Origin of the sequence: Sulfitobacter sp. 1A13368 (genome assembly GCF_043557275.1) — a bacterium.
In the GTDB taxonomy this organism is placed as follows: Bacteria; Pseudomonadota; Alphaproteobacteria; order Rhodobacterales; family Rhodobacteraceae; genus Sulfitobacter; species Sulfitobacter faviae.
Map to the genome: position 1 here is coordinate 63577 of NZ_JBIFFR010000007.1, position 19763 is coordinate 83339.

Here is a 19763-nt window from a genome sequence, read left to right on the forward strand (position 1 = left end):
CTTGCGCGTGGGGAGATTTGGCGGCTAGAAGCGCCGCATGACCAAGACAGCTGACATCCTTTGCATCGGCTCCGTCCTTTGGGACGTGATCGGCCGCTCTGAAAACGCCATGCGCCAAGGCTCTGACATGCCGGGGCGGATCACCCGCCTGCCCGGCGGCGTGGCCCTGAACATCGGCATGGCGCTGGCGCGCTTTGGGCTGACGCCTGCGTTGCTTTCCGCCGTGGGGCGCGATGCCGAAGGGGATGAGTTGATCGCCGCCTGCGCCCTGCGCGGGCTGATCACCGATCACGTCTACCGCTCGGACGATCTGCCGACCGACCGTTACATGGCCGTCGAAGGGTCCAACGGGTTGATCGCCGCGATTGCCGATGCCCATTCGCTGGAGGCTGCAGGCGACAAGATCCTGCGCCCGCTGGAGGATGGCAGCCTGCCCAGCCCCTACGAAGGGGCCGTGGCGCTGGACGGCAACCTGACCGTCGAACTGCTGGCCCGCATGGCGCAAAGCCCGCTGTTGGCAAAAGCCGACCTGCGCGTCGCGCCCGCCTCTCCCGGCAAGGCGCTGCGGCTCACACCTTTCCTCAAGGCCGGGCGCGGTACGCTTTATGTGAACCTTGAAGAGGCCGGACTGCTCTGCCAGTCGAGTTTTGACGATTCCCCCACCGCCGCCCGCGCCCTGCTGGCCCGTGGCGCACGCCGTGCCGTGGTGACCGACGGCGGCAACCCCGCCACCGTGGGCCAAGGCGACGAGATCATCACCCTCACCCCGCCGCAGGTGCATGTCGCCCGGGTCACGGGTGCAGGCGATACATTCATGGCGGCCCATGTGGCCGCTGAACTTGGCGGTGCCGTTGCGCAATCCGCCCTCAAGGCAGCACTCGATGCCGCCGCCCTTTACGTTTCCGGAGAGACCAAGATATGACCACCGCCACATCCGCCCTGCCCCTGACCTTCAGCGCCGAGGTGGCCAAGGCCCGCGAGAACGCCGCGCCGATCGTGGCCTTGGAAAGCACCATCATCACCCATGGCATGCCCTATCCGCAAAACCTCGAAGTGGCGCGGCAGGTCGAACAGGACATTCGCGACGCTGGCGCCGTGCCTGCCACCATCGCCGTGATCCGCGGCGCGCTGCATATCGGTCTGGACGATGACCAGTTGAGCGATCTGGCCCAGGCCAAGGACGTGGCCAAACTGTCGCGCGCCGATATGGCCGTCTGCATCGCCTCCGGCGGGACAGGTGCCACCACCGTCGCCGCCACCATGATCGCCGCAAATCTTGCGGGCATCGAAGTCTTCGCCACCGGCGGCATCGGTGGCGTGCATAAGGGCGCGGAAGAGAGCTTTGACATCTCCGCCGATCTCATGGAACTGGCCCAAACCCCCGTCACCGTCATCGCGGCGGGCGCCAAGGCGATCCTCGACGTGCCGAAGACGCTGGAAGTGCTGGAAACCCAAGGCGTGCCGGTCATCACCGTGGGCCAAGACAGCTTCCCCGCCTTCTGGAGCGCGGGCTCGGATCTGCAATCTCCGCTGCGCCTTGATGATGCCGCTGCCCTTGCCAAAGCCCACCGCACCCGCGCCGCCATGGGCCTGCCCGGTGGCCAGTTGGTGGCCAACCCGATCCCCGCGGCAGAGGAAATCCCCGCCGCCGAACTCGCCCCGATCATCGCGCAGGCCCAGTCCGAGGCCGATGCCCAAGGCGTCCACGGCAAGGGCGTGACCCCCTTCTTGCTGCAACGCATCTTTGAGCTGACCGAGGGCCGTTCGCTCACCGCCAATATCGCACTGGTGCGCAACAATGCCCGGCTCGGGGCCAAGATTGCCGCAAACCTCGTCAACCTGCCGCGTTAAAGGCGAAAAACACCGAGGAGCCATTGCCGGGCCGGGGCATACGCCTTAGCTATGTTGCGATTAACTCTTCGGAAAACGGCGCAGATGAACACACCTTTTGATCCCGACCCAACGCAGGTTCGGCGCAGCCTTGTCGCAAGGCTGCGCGCGTCTTTCCTGACCGGTCTGGTCGTGATTGCGCCTGTCGGGCTGACCATCTGGCTGATCTGGAGCGTGGTCGGCTGGATCGACGGTTTCGTGCTGCCGCTGGTGCCTAAAGCCTACCATCCCGACCGGCTGCTCCAAGATTTCTTGGGGCTCGACCCGTCGATGCAGTTCAACGTGCGCGGACTTGGGGTGGTGATCTTTCTGATCTTCACCGTCATGGTAGGCTGGGCCGCGAAAGGGCTGATCGGCCGTTCGATGATCCGCTTCGCCGAAAGTCTGGTGGAACGCACCCCCGTCGTGCGGACGATCTATTCCGGCATCAAACAGATTTCCGAGACGATCTTCGCCCAGTCCGAGCGGAGCTTTGAGACCGCCTGCCTGATCGAATACCCCCGGCGCGGCATCTGGGCGCTTGGGTTTATCTCGACCGAGGCGAAGGGAGAGGTCTTGGCCCGCACCAATGCGGGGGGCGAGATGCTCTCGGTCTTCCTGCCGACCACGCCGAACCCCACTTCGGGCTTCTTGCTGTTCCTGCCGCGCGAGGATGTGATCGAACTCGACATGAGCGTCGAAGACGCGGCGAAACTGGTGATCTCTGCCGGGCTGGTCTATCCGCCGCGCCCCGGTGCCGATCTACCCGAGGCGCTGGCGCTGTCGGACCCTGAAAACTCAGCCGAACATCGCGGGTAGATCGACGCTGCTGCGCTGGTTCAGATCGTCAAAGTGCTCCTCTAGAAACCGATCCGCCGCCGCGAAACCGGCCTCATGCAGCGCCCGTATCACCGCCGGGTTGGGCATCAGCTTTGTCGCCACTGATAGCTGCGCCATCAGCGCGTCGTCGGCGATCATATGCATGTGCACCCGCTTCATCCGCCCCACTGGCAAGGTGCCATCCGCGATCAGGCGCTGGACGAATTCAATCGCCCGCATCTCGCGCAAGAGGCTGGAATTAAAGCTGATCTCATTAATCCGGTTCTGGATTTGCTGCGGCGTGACCGGCAGATCTTCGCGATCAAGTGGGTTGATGTTCACCACTACGATATCTTCGGGCAGATCGTCTCGGAACAGCGGAAACAGCGCCGGGTTGCCGGTATAGCCCCCGTCCCAAAACGCCTCGCGCTGGCCGGTCTGGGCATCGTCAATCTCAACCGCCTTAAAGATCGTCGGCAGACAGGCCGAGGCGAGCAAAGCATCAGGCCCGATCTCATCCCCCTCAAACACCCGGATCTTGCCGTTGCGGACCCGTGTGGCGCAGACGAAAAAGAACGGCGGCTTATGCGCGCCCACTTTGCCATAGTCGAACCGCGCCACGACATCTTCGAGCGGATTGCGATAGAACGGGCCGTAAGCATAGGGCGACACGACCCGCGTGAGCGAATCCGAGATCGCCATGGGCAGCGAATATTCCATCGCCTGACTGAGCTTGTCCAAACCGAAAGGCGCCAGCCAATGCGACAGCCGCAGGTCCGAAATGCCAGAGACCTGCGACCAAAGCCAATCGAGATTCTCCCGCGCGCCCTCGCGACCGCCCGAGATCACCCCCGATTTCAAGGCCGCGCCGTTCAGCGCCCCCGCCGAGGTGCCCGAGATCCCGCAGATGTCCAGGTTGTCCTGCTGCAACAGCCGGTCGAGCACCCCCCAAGTGAAAGCGCCATGGGCGCCGCCCCCTTGGAGGGCAAGGTTAATGCGTTTCTTGACCGCCACGGCGCTTACAACGCCGTCCAGCCGCCATCGACGCTGATCGTCGTGCCGGTGATCTGGGCGGCTGCATCCGAGCACAGGAAGGTCGCAGTGCCGCCCATCTGCTCAACAGTGGCGAATTCGCGCGACGGCTGCCGCGTGAGCATGACCTGTTCGATCACCTCTTCGCGGCTCATGTCGTATTCCTTCATGGTGTCGGGGATCTGTTTCTCAACGATCGGGGTCAGCACATAGCCGGGGCAAATCGCGTTGCAGGTGATCGGGTCTTTCGCCGTCTCAAGCGCGGTGGTCTTGCTGAGGCCGACGATCCCATGTTTCGCGGCGATATAGGCGGATTTATAGGGCGATGCCGTCAGACCATGGGCCGAGGCGATGTTGATCACCCGACCCCACCCCGCCTTGCGCATCATCGGCAAAGCCTCGGCGGTGGTGTGAAAGGCCGACGACAGGTTGATCGCGATGATCGCGTCCCATTTCTCGGCCGGAAACTCAGGGATTGGCGCGACATGCTGGATGCCAGCGTTGTTCACCAGAATGTCACAGACCCCGGCTTCAGCAATCAAACGCCGACACTCCGCCCCCTTGGACATGTCGGCCTTGATGTAGCGGGCCGTTACGTTGCATGTCTGCGCAATCTCCTGCGCCAGCGCATGATCCGCCTCGTCATCGGTAAAAGAGTTCAACACGATATCGGCCCCGGCCCGCGCCAACTCCCAGGCGATGCCCAGTCCGATTCCAGAGTTCGATCCCGTGATGACGGCTGTCTTGCCGGACAGGTCGATGGTGAAAGCCATGGCGCGTCTCCTTGTTCATGCTGCGCCTGCATCATGTACTGCGCGCGCGCCAAAGGGAAAGGGTTTGCGCGACGGAGCTTAAGGGTCGGTGAAAATTGGCCAAAAAAAACGCCCGCGCGAGGCGGGCGTAAGTTATTGAGGCAGGTTTCATACAGGCAAGAAACCTATCGAGCAGTGACCTCTGTATACGCCTTTCACGCTCACAATCCAAGCTAAAAGTTTGATAAGGCGAGAATCCGCGGGTATGGAATAACTCCAGCAAAATAAGGGCAGAACGTGATTGTTTCAAAAATGAGCCGGGATTTTTTCTCGAAAGCACGGGGCGTTGCGGCCCTTTCTTCACTGATTCTGCTCTCGGGGGCGGCATGGGCTGCCCCGCAACATGGAATCGCCATGTATGGCGACCCTGCTCTACCGGCCGATTTTGACGCCCTCCCTTACGTGAACCCCGAAGCCCCCAAGGGGGGTGAGATCGTTCTGGGCAATACCGGGGGATTCGACAGCCTCAACCCCTTCGTTCGCAAGGGCACCGCGCCTTGGCAGTTGCCGCATTTCACCCATGAGACCTTGATGGGGCGGTCCTGGGATGAACCCTTCGCGCTTTACGGCCTGCTGGCCGAGACGATCGAGGTGCCCGAGGACCGCTCTTGGGTGGAATTCACCCTGCGCGAGGAGGCGCGGTTTTCCGATGGCACGCCCGTCACCGTCGAGGATGTGATCTTTTCCTTCGATTTGCTCGGCACCGAAGGCCATCCCCGCTACCACGGGCTACGCCAGCAGATCGACAGCATCGAACAGACCGGCCCGCGCAGCCTGCGCATGACTTTTAACAGCGACAACCGCGAGCTTGCCCTGCTCGCCGGGATGCGCCCCATCCTGAGCAAGGCGCAATGGGAGGGGCAGGACTTTGCCAATGCCCCCCTGTCCGAAATCCCTTTGGGCAGCGGCCCCTATACCATCACCGACTATCAAGCGGGCCGCCATGTCACGCTGACTCGCAACCCAGATTACTGGGGCGCAAAGGTGCCCTTTCGCCAAGGCACGCATAACTACGATGAGGTAAAGATCGACTTTTACGGCGATGCCAATGTGCTCTTCGAAGCCTTCAAGGCCGGTCAAATCTCAGCCGTGCGCGAATTCAACGCCGAGACTTGGGCCACGCAATACGACTTCCCCGCGATCACCCGCGGCGACGTGGTGAAATCGAGCTTTCCGCATAGCAAACCTTCGGGCATGACCGGTTTTGTCATGAACGCCCGCCGCGCGCCTTTCGACGATTGGCGGGTGCGCGACGCGCTGATCTCGGCCTTCAATTTCGAGTATATCAACGAGACGCTTACCGGCGGCACCCTGCCCCGGATCACCTCTTATTTCTCGAACTCCGACCTTGCCATGCGCGACGGTCCGGCGTCGGGGCGGGTTTTCGATCTGCTGGCCGATTACGCCGACACACTGCCGCCCGGCACGGTGGATGGCTATCGGCTGCCGGTGGCCGATGGCTCTGCCCGCAACCGTGCGGGCATCCGCGCCGCGATGCAGCAGTTGAATGCCGCAGGCTATGAGGCCGAAGGTGGCGTCATGCGCCGGGGCGACGGCACACCGCTGACCTTTACCATCCTTCTGTCCAAGGGGAGCCGTGAAAACCTAGCGATTGCAGAGCTTTACACGCAGGCCCTCAAGCGCCTTGGCATCAACGCCGAGATCGAAACCGTAGATGATGCGCAATTCGTTGCACGGCAGAACAGCTATGATTTCGACATGACGACCTTCCGCCGCGCCCTGTCGCTCAGCCCCGGTACGGAGCAGCGTTTCTACTGGGGGTCGGAGGCCGCCGATCTGCCCGGCACACGCAACCTCATGGGCGTGCGCTCTCCGGCGGTGGATGCGATGATCGACAGGATGTTGCAGGCCCGCGAAACGGCTGATTTCGTTGCCGCGACCCGCGCGCTTGACCGCATCCTGACGGCGGGGCGCTATGTCATCCCCTTCTGGCAGTTCGACGAAGGGCTGATCGCCCATGACGCGCGCATGGCCTACCCCGAGACGATCCCGCTCTACGGCGACGGGCCGAACTTCATGCCCGAGGTTTGGTGGTGGCAACCGGCGGAGGGGTCAGACCAGTGAGGTCACCCAGAGGATCGTCGCATCCTCATCGCTGAGCGAGACAACGTTATGTCCCATGGTGGCGTCGTAATAGGCGCTATCGCCGCGGCGCATGTCGACGGGTTCGTAAAACTCGGTGAAAAGCCGCACCATGCCGGTCAGCACATAGAGGAACTCCTCCCCGTCATGGCGCACCCAGCCGTCGAACTCCTCCATCCGGCGGGCGCGAATGCGGGCGCGGTAGGGCAGCATCTGCTTCTTGCGCAACGCGTCGGCCAGCAGCACGTGCTCATAGGTGCCGGTGGCCTTGGGCGCACCTTCCTCGGCGCGGGTCACGGCCATGCGGCCGGTGATCTTCTCCCCCGCAGGCGGGGTGAAAAGCTGCGGCACGGTGATCTCCAACCCCACGGCAAGCTTTTTCAGCGCGTCATAGGTGGGCGACATCAGCCCGTTTTCGATCTTGCTCAGCGTAGAGCGCGCCAGCCCCGCCTGCCGCGCGGCCTGTTCCAGCGTCCAATTGCGCGCCTTGCGCAGCTCGCGCACCCTTGCGCCAAGGTCGACCGGCGGGGCGGTCTCGCTCGCGCCGCTTTCGCGGGCGATCTGGATCAGGGAACGGGGCGGCGTATCTGTCATGGACCTGCTATAGCCGTGCCTCGGGGCGCTTGCAACGCTGCCCGCTTGCGATACCGGCCCCGGCCCGCTATGCCCATTGCGCAGCAATAGATGGGGCGCATCATGGCCGAAGCGATCAAACTCGATATCATGTCAGACCCGATCTGCCCGTGGTGCTATATCGGCAAGGCGCATCTGGACCGCGCTTTGCAAGACCACCCCGACCACCCCTTTGCCATCGAATGGCACCCGTTCCAGCTCAACCCCGACATGCCGCGCGAGGGCATGGACCGCCGCAGCTATCTTGAACGCAAGTTCGGCGGCAAGGAAGGCGCCGTGCGCGCCTATGCGCCTGTGGTTGAACATGCCGAGAAGGCCGGGTTGAAGATCAACTTCGAGGCCATGCAGCGCACGCCCAACACGCTGGATGCGCACCGTCTGATCCACTGGGCCGGGATCGAAGGGCGCCAGACCGCAGCCGTCTCTGCCCTTTTCAAAGCCTATTTCGTCGATGCCCGCGACATTGGTAACCACGAAGTGCTGGCCGACATCGCCGATAGTATCGAGATGGACGCCGCCGTGGTCACCCGGCTGCTGAAATCCGATGTCGACGCGCAGGACATCCGCGACCGTGATGCCCATAGCCGCAAGATGGGCGTGAACTCGGTGCCGACCTTCATCGTTGCCAACACCCATGCCGTCCCCGGCGCGCAGCCGCCCGAGCTATGGGCGCAGGTCATTGCCGATCTGACCAATCAACAGAGCTGAACAGGGCGGCAATCATTGCCAAGTTAAGCGTTCTCGACTATCGAGACCGCAACCACAAGTTATTCCCTGAAGCCTGCCCAAGCGGATCCGCCGTTCGGGACAATCGCCGGAGTGCGCCTTCGTGACCACCGAAAATCCAAAATTCTCCATGGGGCGGATCGAATTCGTCGGCCTTATCGCGATGATGATCGCCACCATCGCCTTTTCCATCGACGCGATGCTGCCCGCCCTGCCCGAGATCGCGGCGGAACTCTCACCCGAGATCGCCCACCGCGCCCCGTTGATCCTGACAGCCTTCGTGCTCGGCATGGGGCTGGGCACATTCTTTAGCGGCGCGCTGTCGGATGCATTCGGCCGCCGCAACGTGGTCTTCGGCGGGGCGGCGCTCTATTGTCTTTCGGCCTTTGTCGCTTGGATGAGCAACTCACTCGAAGTCATGCTCGTGGCACGCATCTTCCAAGGGCTTGGCGCTTCTGGCCCGCGTGTGGTCGCCGTGGCGATCATTCGTGACCTCTATGCGGGGCGCGAGATGGCGCGGATCATGTCGGTGGTGATGATGGTCTTCGCGCTGGTGCCCGCCTTGGCCCCGATGCTGGGCGCGGGGATCATCCTCACGGCGGGCTGGCGCGCGATCTTCATCGCCTTCATGGCCTTCTCGCTCATCTCGGTCATCTGGATGGCCCTGCGTCTGCCCGAAACCCTCGCCCCCGAAGACCGCCGCCCGTTGCGGGCACGGCTGATCATTGGCGCGGTGCGCGAGTTGGTGAGTCACCCCACGGTGCGCCTGTCGATCCTCGTGCAGTCGCTTGCCATGGCTATGCTCTTCTCGATGCTGATGCTGGTCCAGCCGATCTATGACACCGTCTATGGCCGGGCCGAAAGCTTCCCACTGTGGTTCGGCGGCATCGCCGTGGTGGCGGCCAGCGCCAGCCTGATCAACGCGCTGCTGGTCGTGCGCTACGGCATGCGGCGGCTGGTGACCATCGCCTTGGGCGTGCAAATCCTGCTGTCGGGAGCCATGTATTTCCTAAACCTCGGCGCCCTGCCCGACCCTTATGGCTTTGCCGCATTCGTGTTCTTCCAGACCTGCCTGTTCTTCCAAGCGGGGCTGACATTGGGCAACCTCAACGCCATCGCGATGGAGCCGATGGGCCATATCGCAGGCATGGCGGCTTCGGTCGTGGGGGCAATTTCCACCGTGCTGGCGGCGCTGATCGCCTCCCCGGTGGGGTTGATGTTCGACGGCACGACCAAGCCGCTGGCGCTGGCCATGCTGCTGATGGCAATCGCGGCCTATGCGCTGATGCTCTACATGGGGCGGGTGGAAAACCGGCAGCCGGCGGCGGCGGAATAACCGCTGCCTTTCGAAGGGCTTAGCCCTTCGCCTTGGCCTTTTTCGCGGTCTTTTCCTTGGCGATCACATGTTCGGCCAAATCGCGTGCGATGGCAAAGGCGCCTTTGATCTTATCGGCATCCGTCTTCCAATCCCGGCGCACGACGATCTTGTTGTCCTTCACTTTGGCCAGACCGCGCTGATCCTGAATGAACTTCACCAACCCCTCGGGCGAGGCGAACTTGTCGTTGTGGAACTGGATCGTCGCCCCCTTCGGCCCGCCATCAAGCTTGGCGATCCCGGCGCGCTTGCACATCGCCTTGATCCGCACCACCAGCATCAGGGTGTTGACCTCTTTCGGCAGCTTGCCGAAACGGTCGATCAACTCGGCGGCGAAGCCTTCCAGCTCTACCTTGGTCGATAGCTCGCTCAGGCGGCGATAGAGGCCAAGCCGCACGTCGAGATCGGGCACATAGTCCTCGGGAATCAGCACCGGCACGCCAAGGTTGATCTGCGGCGCCCATTGCTCGTCGGCCTCCGACAGCCCCTCAAGTTCGCCCGCCTTGATCTTGGCAATCGCCTCTTCCAGCATGGACTGATAAAGCTCGAAACCCACGTCGCGCATCTGGCCGGACTGTTCTTCGCCCAGCAGGTTGCCCGCGCCGCGAATGTCGAGGTCTTGGGAGGCCAGCGTGAAGCCCGCGCCAAGCGTGTCGAGGCTGCCCAGCACCCGCAGGCGTTTCTGGGCCGTGTCGGTCAGCTTCGCGCGTGGCTTGGTCGTGAGATAGGCATAGGCGCGCGTTTTTGAGCGCCCCACCCGGCCCCGGATCTGATAAAGCTGCGCCAGCCCGAACATATCCGCGCGGTGCACGATCATCGTGTTGGCGGTGGGAATGTCGAGGCCGGATTCCACGATGGTCGTGGCCAACAGAATGTCGAACTTGCCGTCGTAGAAAGAGTTCATCCGGTCGTCGAGCTCTCCCGGCGCCATCTGGCCGTGGGCGACGACGTAAGAAAGCTCGGGCAGCTGCGCCTTCAAAAACTCCTCGATCTCGCGCAGGTCGCTGACACGCGGCACGACATAGAAGCTCTGCCCGCCGCGGTAATGCTCGCGCAGGAGCGCCTCGCGGATGGTTACCGCGTCGAACTCGCTGACATAGGTGCGGATCGACAGACGGTCCACGGGTGGCGTGCCGATGATCGACAGATCGCGCACGCCCGTCAGCGACAGTTGCAGGGTGCGCGGGATCGGCGTGGCGGTGAGGGTCAGCACATGGATGTCCGTGCGCAGCGCCTTCAACCGCTCCTTATGGGTGACGCCAAAGTGTTGTTCTTCATCAATAATCAAAAGGCCGAGGTCGTTGAAACGAATCCCCTTTGCCAGCAGCGCATGGGTGCCGATCACGATATCGACCGTGCCCTTGGCCATCCCCTCACGCGTCGCCGCCGCCTCTTTGGCCGAGACGAAACGGCTGAGTTGCCGCACGTTGATCGGGAAGCCGCGGAAGCGTTCCGCGAAGCTCTTGTAGTGCTGCCGCGCGAGCAGGGTCGTCGGCGCGATCACCGCGACCTGCACGCCCGACATGGCCGCGACGAAGGCCGCGCGCATCGCCACCTCGGTCTTCCCAAAGCCCACGTCCCCGCAGACCAGACGGTCCATCGGGTTGCCGGAGGTCAGATCGTCGATCACATCGCCGATGGCGCGCAACTGGTCGTCGGTCTCGGTATAGGGGAACCGGGCCGAGAAGGCGTCCCACATGCCCGGCGGCGGGTCGAGCACGGGGGCGCGGCGCAGCGCGCGCTCCGCCGCAATGCGGATGAGCTTGTCGGCCATTTCGCGGATGCGTTCCTTGAGCTTGGCCTTCTTGCTCTGCCAGGCCCCGCCGCCGAGCTTGTCGAGCAGCCCTTCCTCGTGGCCATAGCGCGACAGCAGTTCAATGTTCTCCACCGGCAGGTAAAGCTTTGACTGTTCGGCATATTCCAGCACGAGACATTCATGGGCAGCCCCCGCGGCGGTGACCACTTCCAGCCCGTGGTAGCGGCCGATGCCGTGGTCGACATGAACCACCAGATCGCCGGGGCTGAGGCTTTGCGCCTCGGTCAGGAAGTTCTCGGCCCGGCGCTTGCGTTTTGGCGCACGGATCAGACGGTCGCCCAGCACGTCCTGTTCTGAGATCACCGTCATCCCCGGCGCTTCGAACCCATGCTCCAGCGCCCAAACCGCCAGATGCAGCCCGCGCTTGCCGATGCGGGTGGCATCCATCACCGGGATCGCCTCGGCCAGACCTTCGTCTTCGATCAGCCCGGTCAGGCGCTCCCGCGCGCCTTCGGAATAGCTGGCGATTAGCACCGGCCCAACTTCAAGCTTTGCTTTAATATGCGCGGCCAAAGCACCGAAAAGACTTACGGATTCCTGCTGACGCTCAGGGGCGAAATTGCGCCCGAGCCGCGCGCCTGCATCCAGCACCCCCGGCCCCGTGGGCTGCGGCAGCGGATTGAACTGGATCACCTGATGATCCAGCAGCGCTTGGGTCCAGGCCTCATCGGTCAGGTACAGCCCCTCAGGTGGGGCCGGTTTGTACACGCTGTCCATCTTCGAGCGCGTCTTCATCGCCAATTTGCGGGTCTCATACTGGTCTTCGATGGTTTCCCACCGCGCAATCCGCATCGGGGTCAGTTGATCGTCCAGAGTGACCGTCGCCTTGGGCAGATAATCAAAAAGCGTTTCCAGAGCGTCGTGAAAGAACGCCAGCCAATGTTCCGCGCCCTGATGTTTGCGGCCCGCGCTGATCGCCTCGTAAAGCGGATCATCGGTGCCCGCGGCGCCGAATTCGATGCGGTAGTTCTGCCGGAACCGGGTGATCGCTGCCTCGTCGAGGATGACCTCGCTCACCGGGGCAAGCTCGACCAGATCGAGTTTTTCTGTGGTCCGCTGCGTCGCCGGATCAAACCGTCGCGCGCCATCCAGCACGTCGCCGAAGAGATCAAGCCGCACCGGGCCAAGATCGCCGGGCGGGTAAATGTCGATGATCCCGCCGCGCACCGCGTAATCGCCCGGCTCCATCACCGTGGGGCTTTGCACAAAGCCCATGCGCACCAGAAACGCGCGCAGCGCCTTTTCGTCGATCCGGCTGCCCACGCGGGCGGCAAAGGCCGCGTCCCGCAGGGTGTCGCGGGCGGGGATGCGTTGGCTGGCCGCGTTCAAGGTCGTCAGCAGGACGAACTGATCGGGCATCCCATGCACTAGCGCCGCCAGCGTCGCCATCCGCCGGGCCGAAATATCGGCGTTGGGCGACACCCGGTCATAGGGCAGACAATCCCACCCCGGGAAGGTGACGACCGGCATGTCGGGGGCGTAGAAGCGTAAGGCAGCCTGCATCGCCGCCATGCGTTTGTCATCGCGCGCCACATGGACCACCGGCTGGCCGCCCTTGGCGATTTCATCGAGGATGGCGCGGGCATCATAGCCTTCGGGAACGCCGGAGAGGGTGATATTGCGCGGATCGTTCATCGGGTCTCAATTGGCCCTCGGAGGGGGGCTGTCAACCCGCCAGCGGGCCGATGCTTAGATTTTGATACATTCCCCAAAGCGCGGTCACGAAGATCGAGACCATGCCGATGATCTGGGTGTAAAGCCGGTGCCGCATCAATCGCCGCCGCAGCACCTCACCGGTCGACCCTTCGATGCGAATGAGCCGCGCTGTCGACAGGCTCAAAAGCCCCACCAGCGACATGGGAAAGCCCAAGAGCAGCAAGGCTTGGGCGAATTCGATGCCATAGACGAACCCCAAGAGCACCAGAGAGGTCAGCGCGAAGAACCCCAGCCCCAAGAGCCACAGCCCAGAGACCTGCGAGATATAGAGCATTCGGTTCACGTTGATCCGCACGATGTCTTCCAGATCGGCCTCGGCCTCTCCGCCATAGCGGCGGGCGCGCAGGACCATGTCGAAGGGCACGCCGAGCACCCAGTGGCTTGCCGTTGACCACATCACAGCCAGCGCGATCCAGAACCAAAGGTTCGAGAAAGAGCGCATGTCGATCATTTCGAAAAGGGTTTGATACCAGTCCAAGGCGTGCTCGTCCGAATATTGAGTTCGGATCTCTTAGCGGTCCGGCGCGACAATTCATAGGGTTGAGGCGTTCAAAAATACATGGCAAGCCCTTGCCAAGCCATTCTGAGGTATAATTGATGCAACCCGTCCACGCCCCCTTCCCCGCCACACGCCTGCGCCGCACCCGTGCCAATGCCGGTATCCGCGCGCTGGTGCGCGAGAATGACCTGCACTTGGGCGATCTGATCTGGCCGGTTTTCGTGCGCGAAGGCGAGGGCGTGGAAGAGCCGATCCCCTCAATGCCCGGTGTCATGCGCCGGTCGGTCGACATGCTGGTCCCGGCGGTGCGCGCGGCGGCGGATCTGGGCATCGGCACGGTCTGCGTCTTTCCCTATACCGGGCCCGAGGACCGGACCGAGGATTGCGCCCGCGCATGGGATCCGCAGAACGCCACCAACCGCGCCATCGCCGCGATCAGAGAGGCGGTGCCGGACATGGTGGTGATGACCGATGTGGCGCTCGATACCTATAACATCAACGGCCATGACGGTTTCGTCGAAGACGGCATCATCGTGAACGACCGCACGGTCGAGGCGCTGGTCAAGATGGCGCTGGCGCAGGCCGAAGCAGGGGCGGATATCATCGGCCCTTCGGATATGATGGACGGGCGCATCGGCGCGATCCGCGCAGGTCTCGAAGAGGCAGGGCATCAAGATGTGATGATCCTGAGCTACGCCGCCAAATACGCCAGCGCCTTCTATGGCCCCTTTCGCGACGCAGTTGGCGCCTCTGCGGCGCTGACCGGCGACAAGAAGACCTATCAGATGGATCCCGCCAATAGTGACGAGGCGCTGCGGCTGGTGGCGCGCGACCTCTCGGAAGGGGCGGATATGGTCATGGTGAAGCCGGGAATGCCCTACCTTGATATCTGCCGCCGGGTGAAAGACGCCTTCGGCGCGCCGACCTTCGCCTATCAGGTCTCGGGCGAATACAGCATGATCAAGGGCGCGGCAGACCAAGGTTGGATCGACGGCGAACGCGCGATGATGGAGAGCCTTCTGGCCTTCAAACGCGCGGGCTGCGACGGCGTGCTGACCTATTTCGCCCCAGAGGTCGCCCGGCTTTTGCTCAAAAGCGCGTGACCTAAGGGCGTAAATCTGCGCAAAGGGGCCAATCAACATGACAAGCCGCGTGATTATGCGTAATCTCGCGCATAAGTCGGGAAAACCGGCAGCAGGCAACCGATCTTGAATATACAGGCAGAAAAGATGACCAATCAGACATATAACCGGCGCTTCGTGACATTGGGCGCCCTCTCGGCGCTCGGCGCGACCGCGGCCTGCGGCAATGGCGTGGGCGGACGCGGCAGCGCGATGATCGACGCACGCGTGGATGCGACACTGGCCGAGATGTATCGCGGCTATCCCAACACCCGGCAATTGGCCGAAAAGGCCAATGGCATGTTGGTCATGCCGCTGGTGACGGAAGCGGGCCTCGGCTTTGGCGGTGCCTACGGGCGCGGCGCGCTGCGCGTGAACGACGTGACGGTGGACTATTATTCGGTGACCAAAGCCTCGGGCGGCTTGCAGATCGGCGCGCAGCAATATGCGCATGTGCTGTTCTTCATGACCGAACCTGCCTTGCGCGAATTCCGCAGCTCGCCCGGTTGGGCGGCGGGGGCCGGTCTGGAATATGTGATCTCGGACAAGGGCGACAGCGTCAGCGCGGATACCACCACCGTCATGGCCCCGGTTCTGGCGGCGGTCTTTGGCCGCGCGGGCCTGCGCATCGGCGCGACGCTGGAAGGAACGAAATACACGCGGATCATTCCCTAAGGGGCACCCGCGCCTGCGGAAAGCAAACGCCCGGCTTTAAGCCGGGCGTTTTTGTTTGGGGCAATGGGCTAAACGGCCGGTCGCGCGTTACCCGAGGTTCTGCAACCGCTTGAACAGGCTCGACGTATCCCAACGCCCGCCGCCCATCTTCTGCACGTCTTTGTAGAACTGATCGACCAGCGCGGTCACCGGCAGACTCGCCCCCGTCTCGTCCGCCGCATCGAGACAGATGCCCAGATCCTTGCGCATCCAATCCACCGCGAAGCCATGATCGAACTTGTCGTCGAGCATGGTCTCATAGCGGTTCGCCATCTGCCATGAGCCTGCCGCGCCTTGGCTGATCACCTCAACCACCGCGCGGCCATCAAGGCCCGCCTTCTCGGCGAAATGCAGCGCTTCAGAGAGGCCCTGTACCAGACCGGCGATGGCGATCTGGTTGCACATCTTGGTCATCTGGCCCGCGCCGCTCTCCCCAATGCGGCGGCAGATTTTCGCGTAGACCTCCATGATCGGCAACGCCCGGTCAAAAGCGCCTTCGTCGCCGCCGCACATGATCGACAGCTGGCCGTTTTCCGCGCCCGCCTGACCGCCCGAGATCGGCGCGTCGACAAAGCTCACCTGCGCATCATCGGCGGCGGCATAAAGCTCACGCGTCACAGCCGCCGAAACGGTGGTGTGATCGACAAAGATCGCCCCCGCCGTCATGCCGCCAAAGGCCCCGTCATCCCCCAAACAGACCGAGCGCAGATCGTCGTCATTGCCCACGCAGGCGATCACGAAATCCGCATCCTTTGCCGCCGCACGCGGGGTCTTGGCCATGGCGCCGCCATAGGTTTTCACCCAGTCGTCCGCCTTGGCTTCGGTGCGGTTGTAGACGGTCACATCGTGGCCCGCCTTTTGCAGATGCCCCGCCATCGGAGCCCCCATGACCCCCAGTCCCAAAAACGCGAGCTTTGCCATGTGCTTTTCCTTGTCATTCAGTTGCGTTATTCCCTGTCATTACACCTACCACCCTGCGCGCTCCGGTCAATCTGCGCGCCAGTCGAGGATCCCCCGATGGCATTGATGTTTCGCTGGCTTATTCGATTGGCGGTGTTTCTCGTCGCGCTGAGCGTCGTGGTTTTGGTGCTGGTCTATTGGTTCGCCGCGCGGTCCCTGCCCGACTATGACGATACGGTCGAGGTCGCGGGCGTCAGCGCCCCGGTCGAGATCGTGCGCGACAATGCCAATGTGCCGCATATCTTCGGGCAGAGCGATGAGGATGTCTTTTTCGGCCTCGGCTTCGCCCATGCCCAAGACCGGCTGTGGCAATTGATCACCCTGCGCCGCACCGCGCAGGGGCGGCTGTCCGAGGTCTTCGGCACCGCCACCATCACCACCGACAAACTGATGCGGCGCTATGACATCTACCGGCTTGCCGTGGCAGCGGCGGATAAGCTCGACCCCGAAACCGAAGCGGCGCTTGAGGCTTATTCCGCCGGGATCAACGCGCGCCTCGACCAGATCAACACCGAAGCCTTGGGCCGCGGTGCGCCCGAGATGTGGCTCTTCAATGCGCCCATGGCCCCTTGGCGGCCGGCAGATTCACTCGCGATCACCAAGCTCATGGGCCTGCAAATGTCGGGCCATCTGGAGGCCGAGGTGCTGCGCGCGCGTGTGTCCTTGGAGTTGAGCGATCCGGACCGTCTGCGCGATATCCTGCCCGAAGCGCCGGGCAGCGGGGTCGCCGCCCTGCCTGAATATGCCGCCCTCTTCCCTGAGGTCACCCGCCGCCACGCCGCCGCAGCGCCGATGGCGCGCCACCCGCTGTCGCCCTTCAAACGGCAGGCCTTCGCCGGGGCTTCCAACGCTTGGGCCGCCGCGCCCTCGCGCTCTGCCGCGGGGGGCACGCTTTTGGCCAATGACCCGCATTTGGGTTTCACCGCCCCCGCGATCTGGTATCTTGCTCGGTTGGAGCTTGAGACCGGCGGCGTAATCGGTGGCACCATTCCGGGGATGCCGGTGGTGCTTACGGGCCGCAGCGCCCATCTGGGCTGGGGGCTGACCACCGCCTATGTCGACGATCAAGACGTCTATATAGAAGAGCTGAACCCCGACAACGCCGAGGAATACCGCACCCCGGATGGCTTCAAGAAGTTCCGCAAACGCGCGTCGATCATCAATATCGCCGATGCCGACCCGATCACCGTCACCCTGCGCTGGACCGACAATGGCCCCGTGCTGCCCGGCAGCCACTACAACCTTGGCAGCATCACCCCGCCAGGGCATGTGGCCTCTGTCGCCTCGACCCTCTTTACCGAAGAGGACACCTCACTTGCCGCCGCGATGAAGGTGATGCGCGCGAAATCGGTGCAGCAGGCGATCAATGCCGCGACCGACTATGTGGCGCCCGCGCAGAACCTCACGCTGGTCGACCGCGACACCATCGCGATGAAGACCATTGGCGCCATGCCGCGCCGCGATGCCAATCACCAAAGCCAAGGGCGCATGCCCAGCCCCGGTTGGATCGCCGCCAACCGCTGGGACGGGATGCTGCCCTACACCGCGAACCCCGAATTCGTCGCCCCCGCGGGCGGCATCCTCGGCAATACCAACAACAAAACGGTCGACCGGCCCTTCCCCAACCACGTCTCTTTTGTCTGGGGCGACACGCAGCGGGTGCAGCGTTGGCAACGGCTGATGCAGAACCGCGAGGTGCACACCCGCGACAGTTTCATCGAAGCGCAGCTTGATACCGTCAGCCCCACGGCCCGGTCGCTGCTGCCGCTCATCGGCGCCGAGCTGTGGTTCACCGGAGAGGCCGCACCGGACGGCACGCCGGAGCGCCAGCGCCAGCGCGCGCTTGACCTGCTCGCCGGTTGGTCGGGTGAGATGAACGAACACCTGCCCGAGCCGCTGATCTATGCCGCGTGGATCCGCGCCTTGCAGGACCGGCTGATCCGCGACGAATTAGGACCGCTGGCCGAAGAGTTCACCCATATCCAGCCGCTCTTCATCGAACGTGCCTTTCGCGATGTGCAGGGGGCCGCGAAATGGTGCGACGTGCGCCAATCCGCCCCGGTGGAGACCTGCCACGACATGGCCCGGCTGGCGCTCGACGACGCGCTTTTGTGGATCAACGAGACATGGGGCACGCAGCTTGAATCGCTCCGCTGGGGTGACGCGCATCAGGCGACCCATGATCACCCCGTGCTGGGCGAGGTGCCGCTTTTGCGCTACTTCGTGAACATCCGGCAGTCGACCTCGGGCGGGGACAATACCCTGCAACGCGGCCTGACACGCGGCACTGGCAAAGACCCCTTCTTTAACGTGCACGGCGCGGGCTATCGCGGCGTTTACGATTTTGCCGATCCCGACAGTTCGGTCTTTGTCACCTCTACCGGGCAATCGGGGCATTTCCTGTCGCGCCATTACGATGATATGGCGCAACTCTGGCGGCGGGGCGAATATATCCCGATGTCGCTGGACGCCGAACTGGCCCGCGCCGCCGCCGTGGGCGTGACCCGATTGGAGCCTGCCCAATGACCGCCCGCGTGATCTTGCTGAACAAACCCTATGGCGTGCTGTCGCAATTCACCGACAAAGGCACCGAAGGCAGCACGCGGCCCACCCTCTCGGCCTATGTCAATGAAAAGGGGTTTTATCCTGCAGGGCGGCTCGACCGCGACAGCGAAGGGCTTTTGGTGCTGACCGACCACGGCCCGCTTCAGGCTCGCATTGCGCATCCCAAATACAAACGGCCCAAGAGCTATGTGGTGCAGGTCGAAGGCACGCCGGATGCCGCGGCGCTCGACGCGCTGCGTAAAGGTGTCGAACTGAAGGACGGTCTCACGAAACCCGCCCAAGTGGATCAGATCGACGCGCCCGATCCGCTTTGGCCCCGCGACCCGCCGGTGCGTTTTCGCAAGACGGTGCCCGACGCTTGGCTGCGCATCACCATCCGCGAGGGGCGCAACCGGCAAGTGCGGCGCATGACGGCCCATGTCGGCCTGCCCACCCTGCGGCTGATCCGCGAAAGCGTGGGCGACTGGACGCTGGCCGGGCTGCAACCCGGCGCTTGGCGCTGGTCGACCGAAACGGGCCGTTAGGTAAAGGCGCGGGTGATCGCCACACCCGCCGTCGCCGCCGTCCCGGTCAGGACCGAGCCCCAAGTGAAGTCGCGCGCGACCATGGCCCATGTCCAATCCTTGAGCGTCGCCAAATTGGTGAACTCATAGGTGCCATAGCCCATCGCCCCGATCAGCAACGCATTGCCAAAGACCCAGAGCAGCGAATGACCCTGCACCATCGCGGGCCAAGACACGAACCACAGCACCACGGCCACGAAGAAGGCGTAGAAGATCAGCGCCGGGGCCATGCGGAATTCATCCAACAGCCAGTTGCCGATATCACGCTCGAACGCAGGTTTGATGAGGTAGGTCAGCCCGAGATAGTCCAGCCCGAGAAAGATGACGACGGTTGAGAGGTAGAGGATAACGAGGGTCATGTGGCGCGCTCCGTTTCTGGTCATAGGACCATATGCGGCGCGACGCGCGGAATTCGATGCCGGGGGCGGCAAAATTTCACC

General features: G+C 63.4%; 17 protein-coding genes. 10 read left to right on the top strand and 7 right to left on the bottom strand.

Annotation, left to right across the window (positions count from 1 at the left end):
* The first annotated feature begins 37 nt into the window (after positions 1-37).
* From ACGYK4_RS14330 to ACGYK4_RS14340, 3 genes are all read left to right on the top strand, one after another.
* Positions 38-922 carry a PfkB family carbohydrate kinase gene (locus tag ACGYK4_RS14330; protein WP_067262050.1) on the top strand — a complete coding sequence of 295 codons (885 nt, stop codon included), beginning with the start codon at positions 38-40 and terminating at the stop codon, positions 920-922.
* Positions 919-1851, top strand: a complete 933-nt coding sequence (locus tag ACGYK4_RS14335; protein WP_067262052.1) for a pseudouridine-5'-phosphate glycosidase — start codon at positions 919-921, stop codon at positions 1849-1851. Before ACGYK4_RS14330 ends, ACGYK4_RS14335 begins: the two co-directional genes overlap by 4 nt.
* 84 nt (positions 1852-1935) lie before the next feature.
* Positions 1936-2688, top strand: coding sequence for a DUF502 domain-containing protein (locus tag ACGYK4_RS14340; RefSeq protein WP_067262054.1), 753 nt, complete (start codon positions 1936-1938; stop codon positions 2686-2688).
* Here ACGYK4_RS14340 and ACGYK4_RS14345 read toward each other — a convergent pair.
* Complete coding sequence (locus ACGYK4_RS14345) at positions 2668-3702, bottom strand: patatin-like phospholipase family protein (protein ID WP_394457104.1); 1035 nt, start codon at positions 3700-3702, stop codon at positions 2668-2670. The genes ACGYK4_RS14340 and ACGYK4_RS14345 overlap by 21 nt on opposite strands.
* A gap of 5 nt (positions 3703-3707) precedes the next feature.
* The gene (locus ACGYK4_RS14350) at positions 3708-4493 is read right to left on the bottom strand and encodes a 3-hydroxybutyrate dehydrogenase (RefSeq protein ID WP_271687368.1); all 786 of its coding nucleotides are present in this window, start codon (positions 4491-4493) and stop codon (positions 3708-3710) included.
* A gap of 393 nt (positions 4494-4886) precedes the next feature.
* Here ACGYK4_RS14350 and ACGYK4_RS14355 point away from each other — a divergent pair, with 393 nt between their 5' ends.
* On the top strand, positions 4887-6617 hold the full coding sequence (locus ACGYK4_RS14355; protein WP_394457106.1) for an extracellular solute-binding protein: 1731 nt from the start codon (positions 4887-4889) through the stop codon (positions 6615-6617).
* Here the strand turns inward: ACGYK4_RS14355 and ACGYK4_RS14360 are convergent.
* Positions 6606-7229, bottom strand: coding sequence for a helix-turn-helix domain-containing protein (locus tag ACGYK4_RS14360; protein ID WP_067262060.1), 624 nt, complete (start codon positions 7227-7229; stop codon positions 6606-6608). The two genes, ACGYK4_RS14355 and ACGYK4_RS14360, sit on opposite strands and share 12 nt — an antisense overlap.
* Positions 7230-7331: 102 nt before the next feature.
* Here ACGYK4_RS14360 and ACGYK4_RS14365 point away from each other — a divergent pair, with 102 nt between their 5' ends.
* The gene (locus ACGYK4_RS14365; RefSeq protein ID WP_394431105.1) at positions 7332-7976 is read left to right on the top strand and encodes a DsbA family oxidoreductase; all 645 of its coding nucleotides are present in this window, start codon (positions 7332-7334) and stop codon (positions 7974-7976) included.
* A gap of 148 nt (positions 7977-8124) precedes the next feature.
* Positions 8125-9330 carry a multidrug effflux MFS transporter gene (locus ACGYK4_RS14370; RefSeq protein WP_394431176.1) on the top strand — a complete coding sequence of 402 codons (1206 nt, stop codon included), beginning with the start codon at positions 8125-8127 and terminating at the stop codon, positions 9328-9330.
* Positions 9331-9349: 19 nt separating this feature from the next.
* Here ACGYK4_RS14370 and mfd read toward each other — a convergent pair whose 3' ends face one another.
* Entirely contained in the window at positions 9350-12820 is a 3471-nt protein-coding gene (gene mfd / locus ACGYK4_RS14375) for a transcription-repair coupling factor (protein ID WP_394457108.1), read from the bottom strand.
* Positions 12821-12851: 31 nt separating this feature from the next.
* A complete protein-coding gene (locus ACGYK4_RS14380; RefSeq protein WP_136720314.1) occupies positions 12852-13379 on the bottom strand; it encodes a component of SufBCD complex in 528 nt (175 codons plus the stop codon).
* A gap of 119 nt (positions 13380-13498) precedes the next feature.
* Between ACGYK4_RS14380 and hemB the strand changes: the two genes are divergently transcribed.
* A complete protein-coding gene (gene hemB, locus ACGYK4_RS14385) occupies positions 13499-14503 on the top strand; it encodes a porphobilinogen synthase (protein WP_394457110.1) in 1005 nt (334 codons plus the stop codon).
* Positions 14504-14629: 126 nt separating this feature from the next.
* Entirely contained in the window at positions 14630-15196 is a 567-nt protein-coding gene (locus ACGYK4_RS14390; protein WP_271693665.1) for a YSC84-related protein, read from the top strand.
* Between the two features lie 87 nt (positions 15197-15283).
* On the opposite strand, the gene ACGYK4_RS14395 is transcribed toward ACGYK4_RS14390, so the two are convergent.
* Positions 15284-16156 (bottom strand): NAD(P)-dependent oxidoreductase, encoded by an 873-nt coding sequence (locus tag ACGYK4_RS14395; protein ID WP_394457111.1) that lies wholly within the window; start codon positions 16154-16156, stop codon positions 15284-15286.
* Between the two features lie 96 nt (positions 16157-16252).
* Between ACGYK4_RS14395 and ACGYK4_RS14400 the strand changes: the two genes are divergently transcribed.
* Positions 16253-18721, top strand: a complete 2469-nt coding sequence (locus ACGYK4_RS14400; protein ID WP_394457113.1) for a penicillin acylase family protein — start codon at positions 16253-16255, stop codon at positions 18719-18721.
* Entirely contained in the window at positions 18718-19284 is a 567-nt protein-coding gene (locus ACGYK4_RS14405) for a pseudouridine synthase (protein ID WP_394457115.1), read from the top strand. The genes ACGYK4_RS14400 and ACGYK4_RS14405 overlap by 4 nt, the downstream gene beginning before the upstream one ends.
* Here the strand turns inward: ACGYK4_RS14405 and ACGYK4_RS14410 are convergent.
* Positions 19281-19682, bottom strand: a complete 402-nt coding sequence (locus ACGYK4_RS14410) for a DUF2177 family protein (RefSeq protein ID WP_394457116.1) — start codon at positions 19680-19682, stop codon at positions 19281-19283. The two genes, ACGYK4_RS14405 and ACGYK4_RS14410, sit on opposite strands and share 4 nt — an antisense overlap.
* Positions 19683-19763 lie beyond the last annotated feature (81 nt).

Excerpts from the sequence above, each read along its gene's own strand:
- ACGYK4_RS14330 (WP_067262050.1), top strand. The coding sequence starts at position 38 with ATGACCAAGACAGCTGACATCCTTTGCATCGGCTCCGTCCTTTGGGAC.
- ACGYK4_RS14335 (WP_067262052.1), top strand. The coding sequence starts at position 919 with ATGACCACCGCCACATCCGCCCTGCCCCTGACCTTCAGCGCCGAGGTG.
- ACGYK4_RS14340 (WP_067262054.1), top strand. The coding sequence starts at position 1,936 with ATGAACACACCTTTTGATCCCGACCCAACGCAGGTTCGGCGCAGCCTT.
- ACGYK4_RS14350 (WP_271687368.1), bottom strand. The coding sequence starts at position 4,493 with ATGGCTTTCACCATCGACCTGTCCGGCAAGACAGCCGTCATCACGGGA.
- ACGYK4_RS14355 (WP_394457106.1), top strand. The coding sequence starts at position 4,887 with ATGTATGGCGACCCTGCTCTACCGGCCGATTTTGACGCCCTCCCTTAC.
- ACGYK4_RS14360 (WP_067262060.1), bottom strand. The coding sequence starts at position 7,229 with ATGACAGATACGCCGCCCCGTTCCCTGATCCAGATCGCCCGCGAAAGC.
- ACGYK4_RS14365 (WP_394431105.1), top strand. The coding sequence starts at position 7,332 with ATGGCCGAAGCGATCAAACTCGATATCATGTCAGACCCGATCTGCCCG.
- ACGYK4_RS14370 (WP_394431176.1), top strand. The coding sequence starts at position 8,125 with ATGGGGCGGATCGAATTCGTCGGCCTTATCGCGATGATGATCGCCACC.
- mfd (WP_394457108.1), bottom strand. The coding sequence starts at position 12,820 with ATGAACGATCCGCGCAATATCACCCTCTCCGGCGTTCCCGAAGGCTAT.
- hemB (WP_394457110.1), top strand. The coding sequence starts at position 13,499 with ATGCAACCCGTCCACGCCCCCTTCCCCGCCACACGCCTGCGCCGCACC.
- ACGYK4_RS14390 (WP_271693665.1), top strand. The coding sequence starts at position 14,630 with ATGACCAATCAGACATATAACCGGCGCTTCGTGACATTGGGCGCCCTC.
- ACGYK4_RS14395 (WP_394457111.1), bottom strand. The coding sequence starts at position 16,156 with ATGGCAAAGCTCGCGTTTTTGGGACTGGGGGTCATGGGGGCTCCGATG.
- ACGYK4_RS14400 (WP_394457113.1), top strand. The coding sequence starts at position 16,253 with ATGGCATTGATGTTTCGCTGGCTTATTCGATTGGCGGTGTTTCTCGTC.
- ACGYK4_RS14405 (WP_394457115.1), top strand. The coding sequence starts at position 18,718 with ATGACCGCCCGCGTGATCTTGCTGAACAAACCCTATGGCGTGCTGTCG.
- ACGYK4_RS14410 (WP_394457116.1), bottom strand. The coding sequence starts at position 19,682 with ATGACCCTCGTTATCCTCTACCTCTCAACCGTCGTCATCTTTCTCGGG.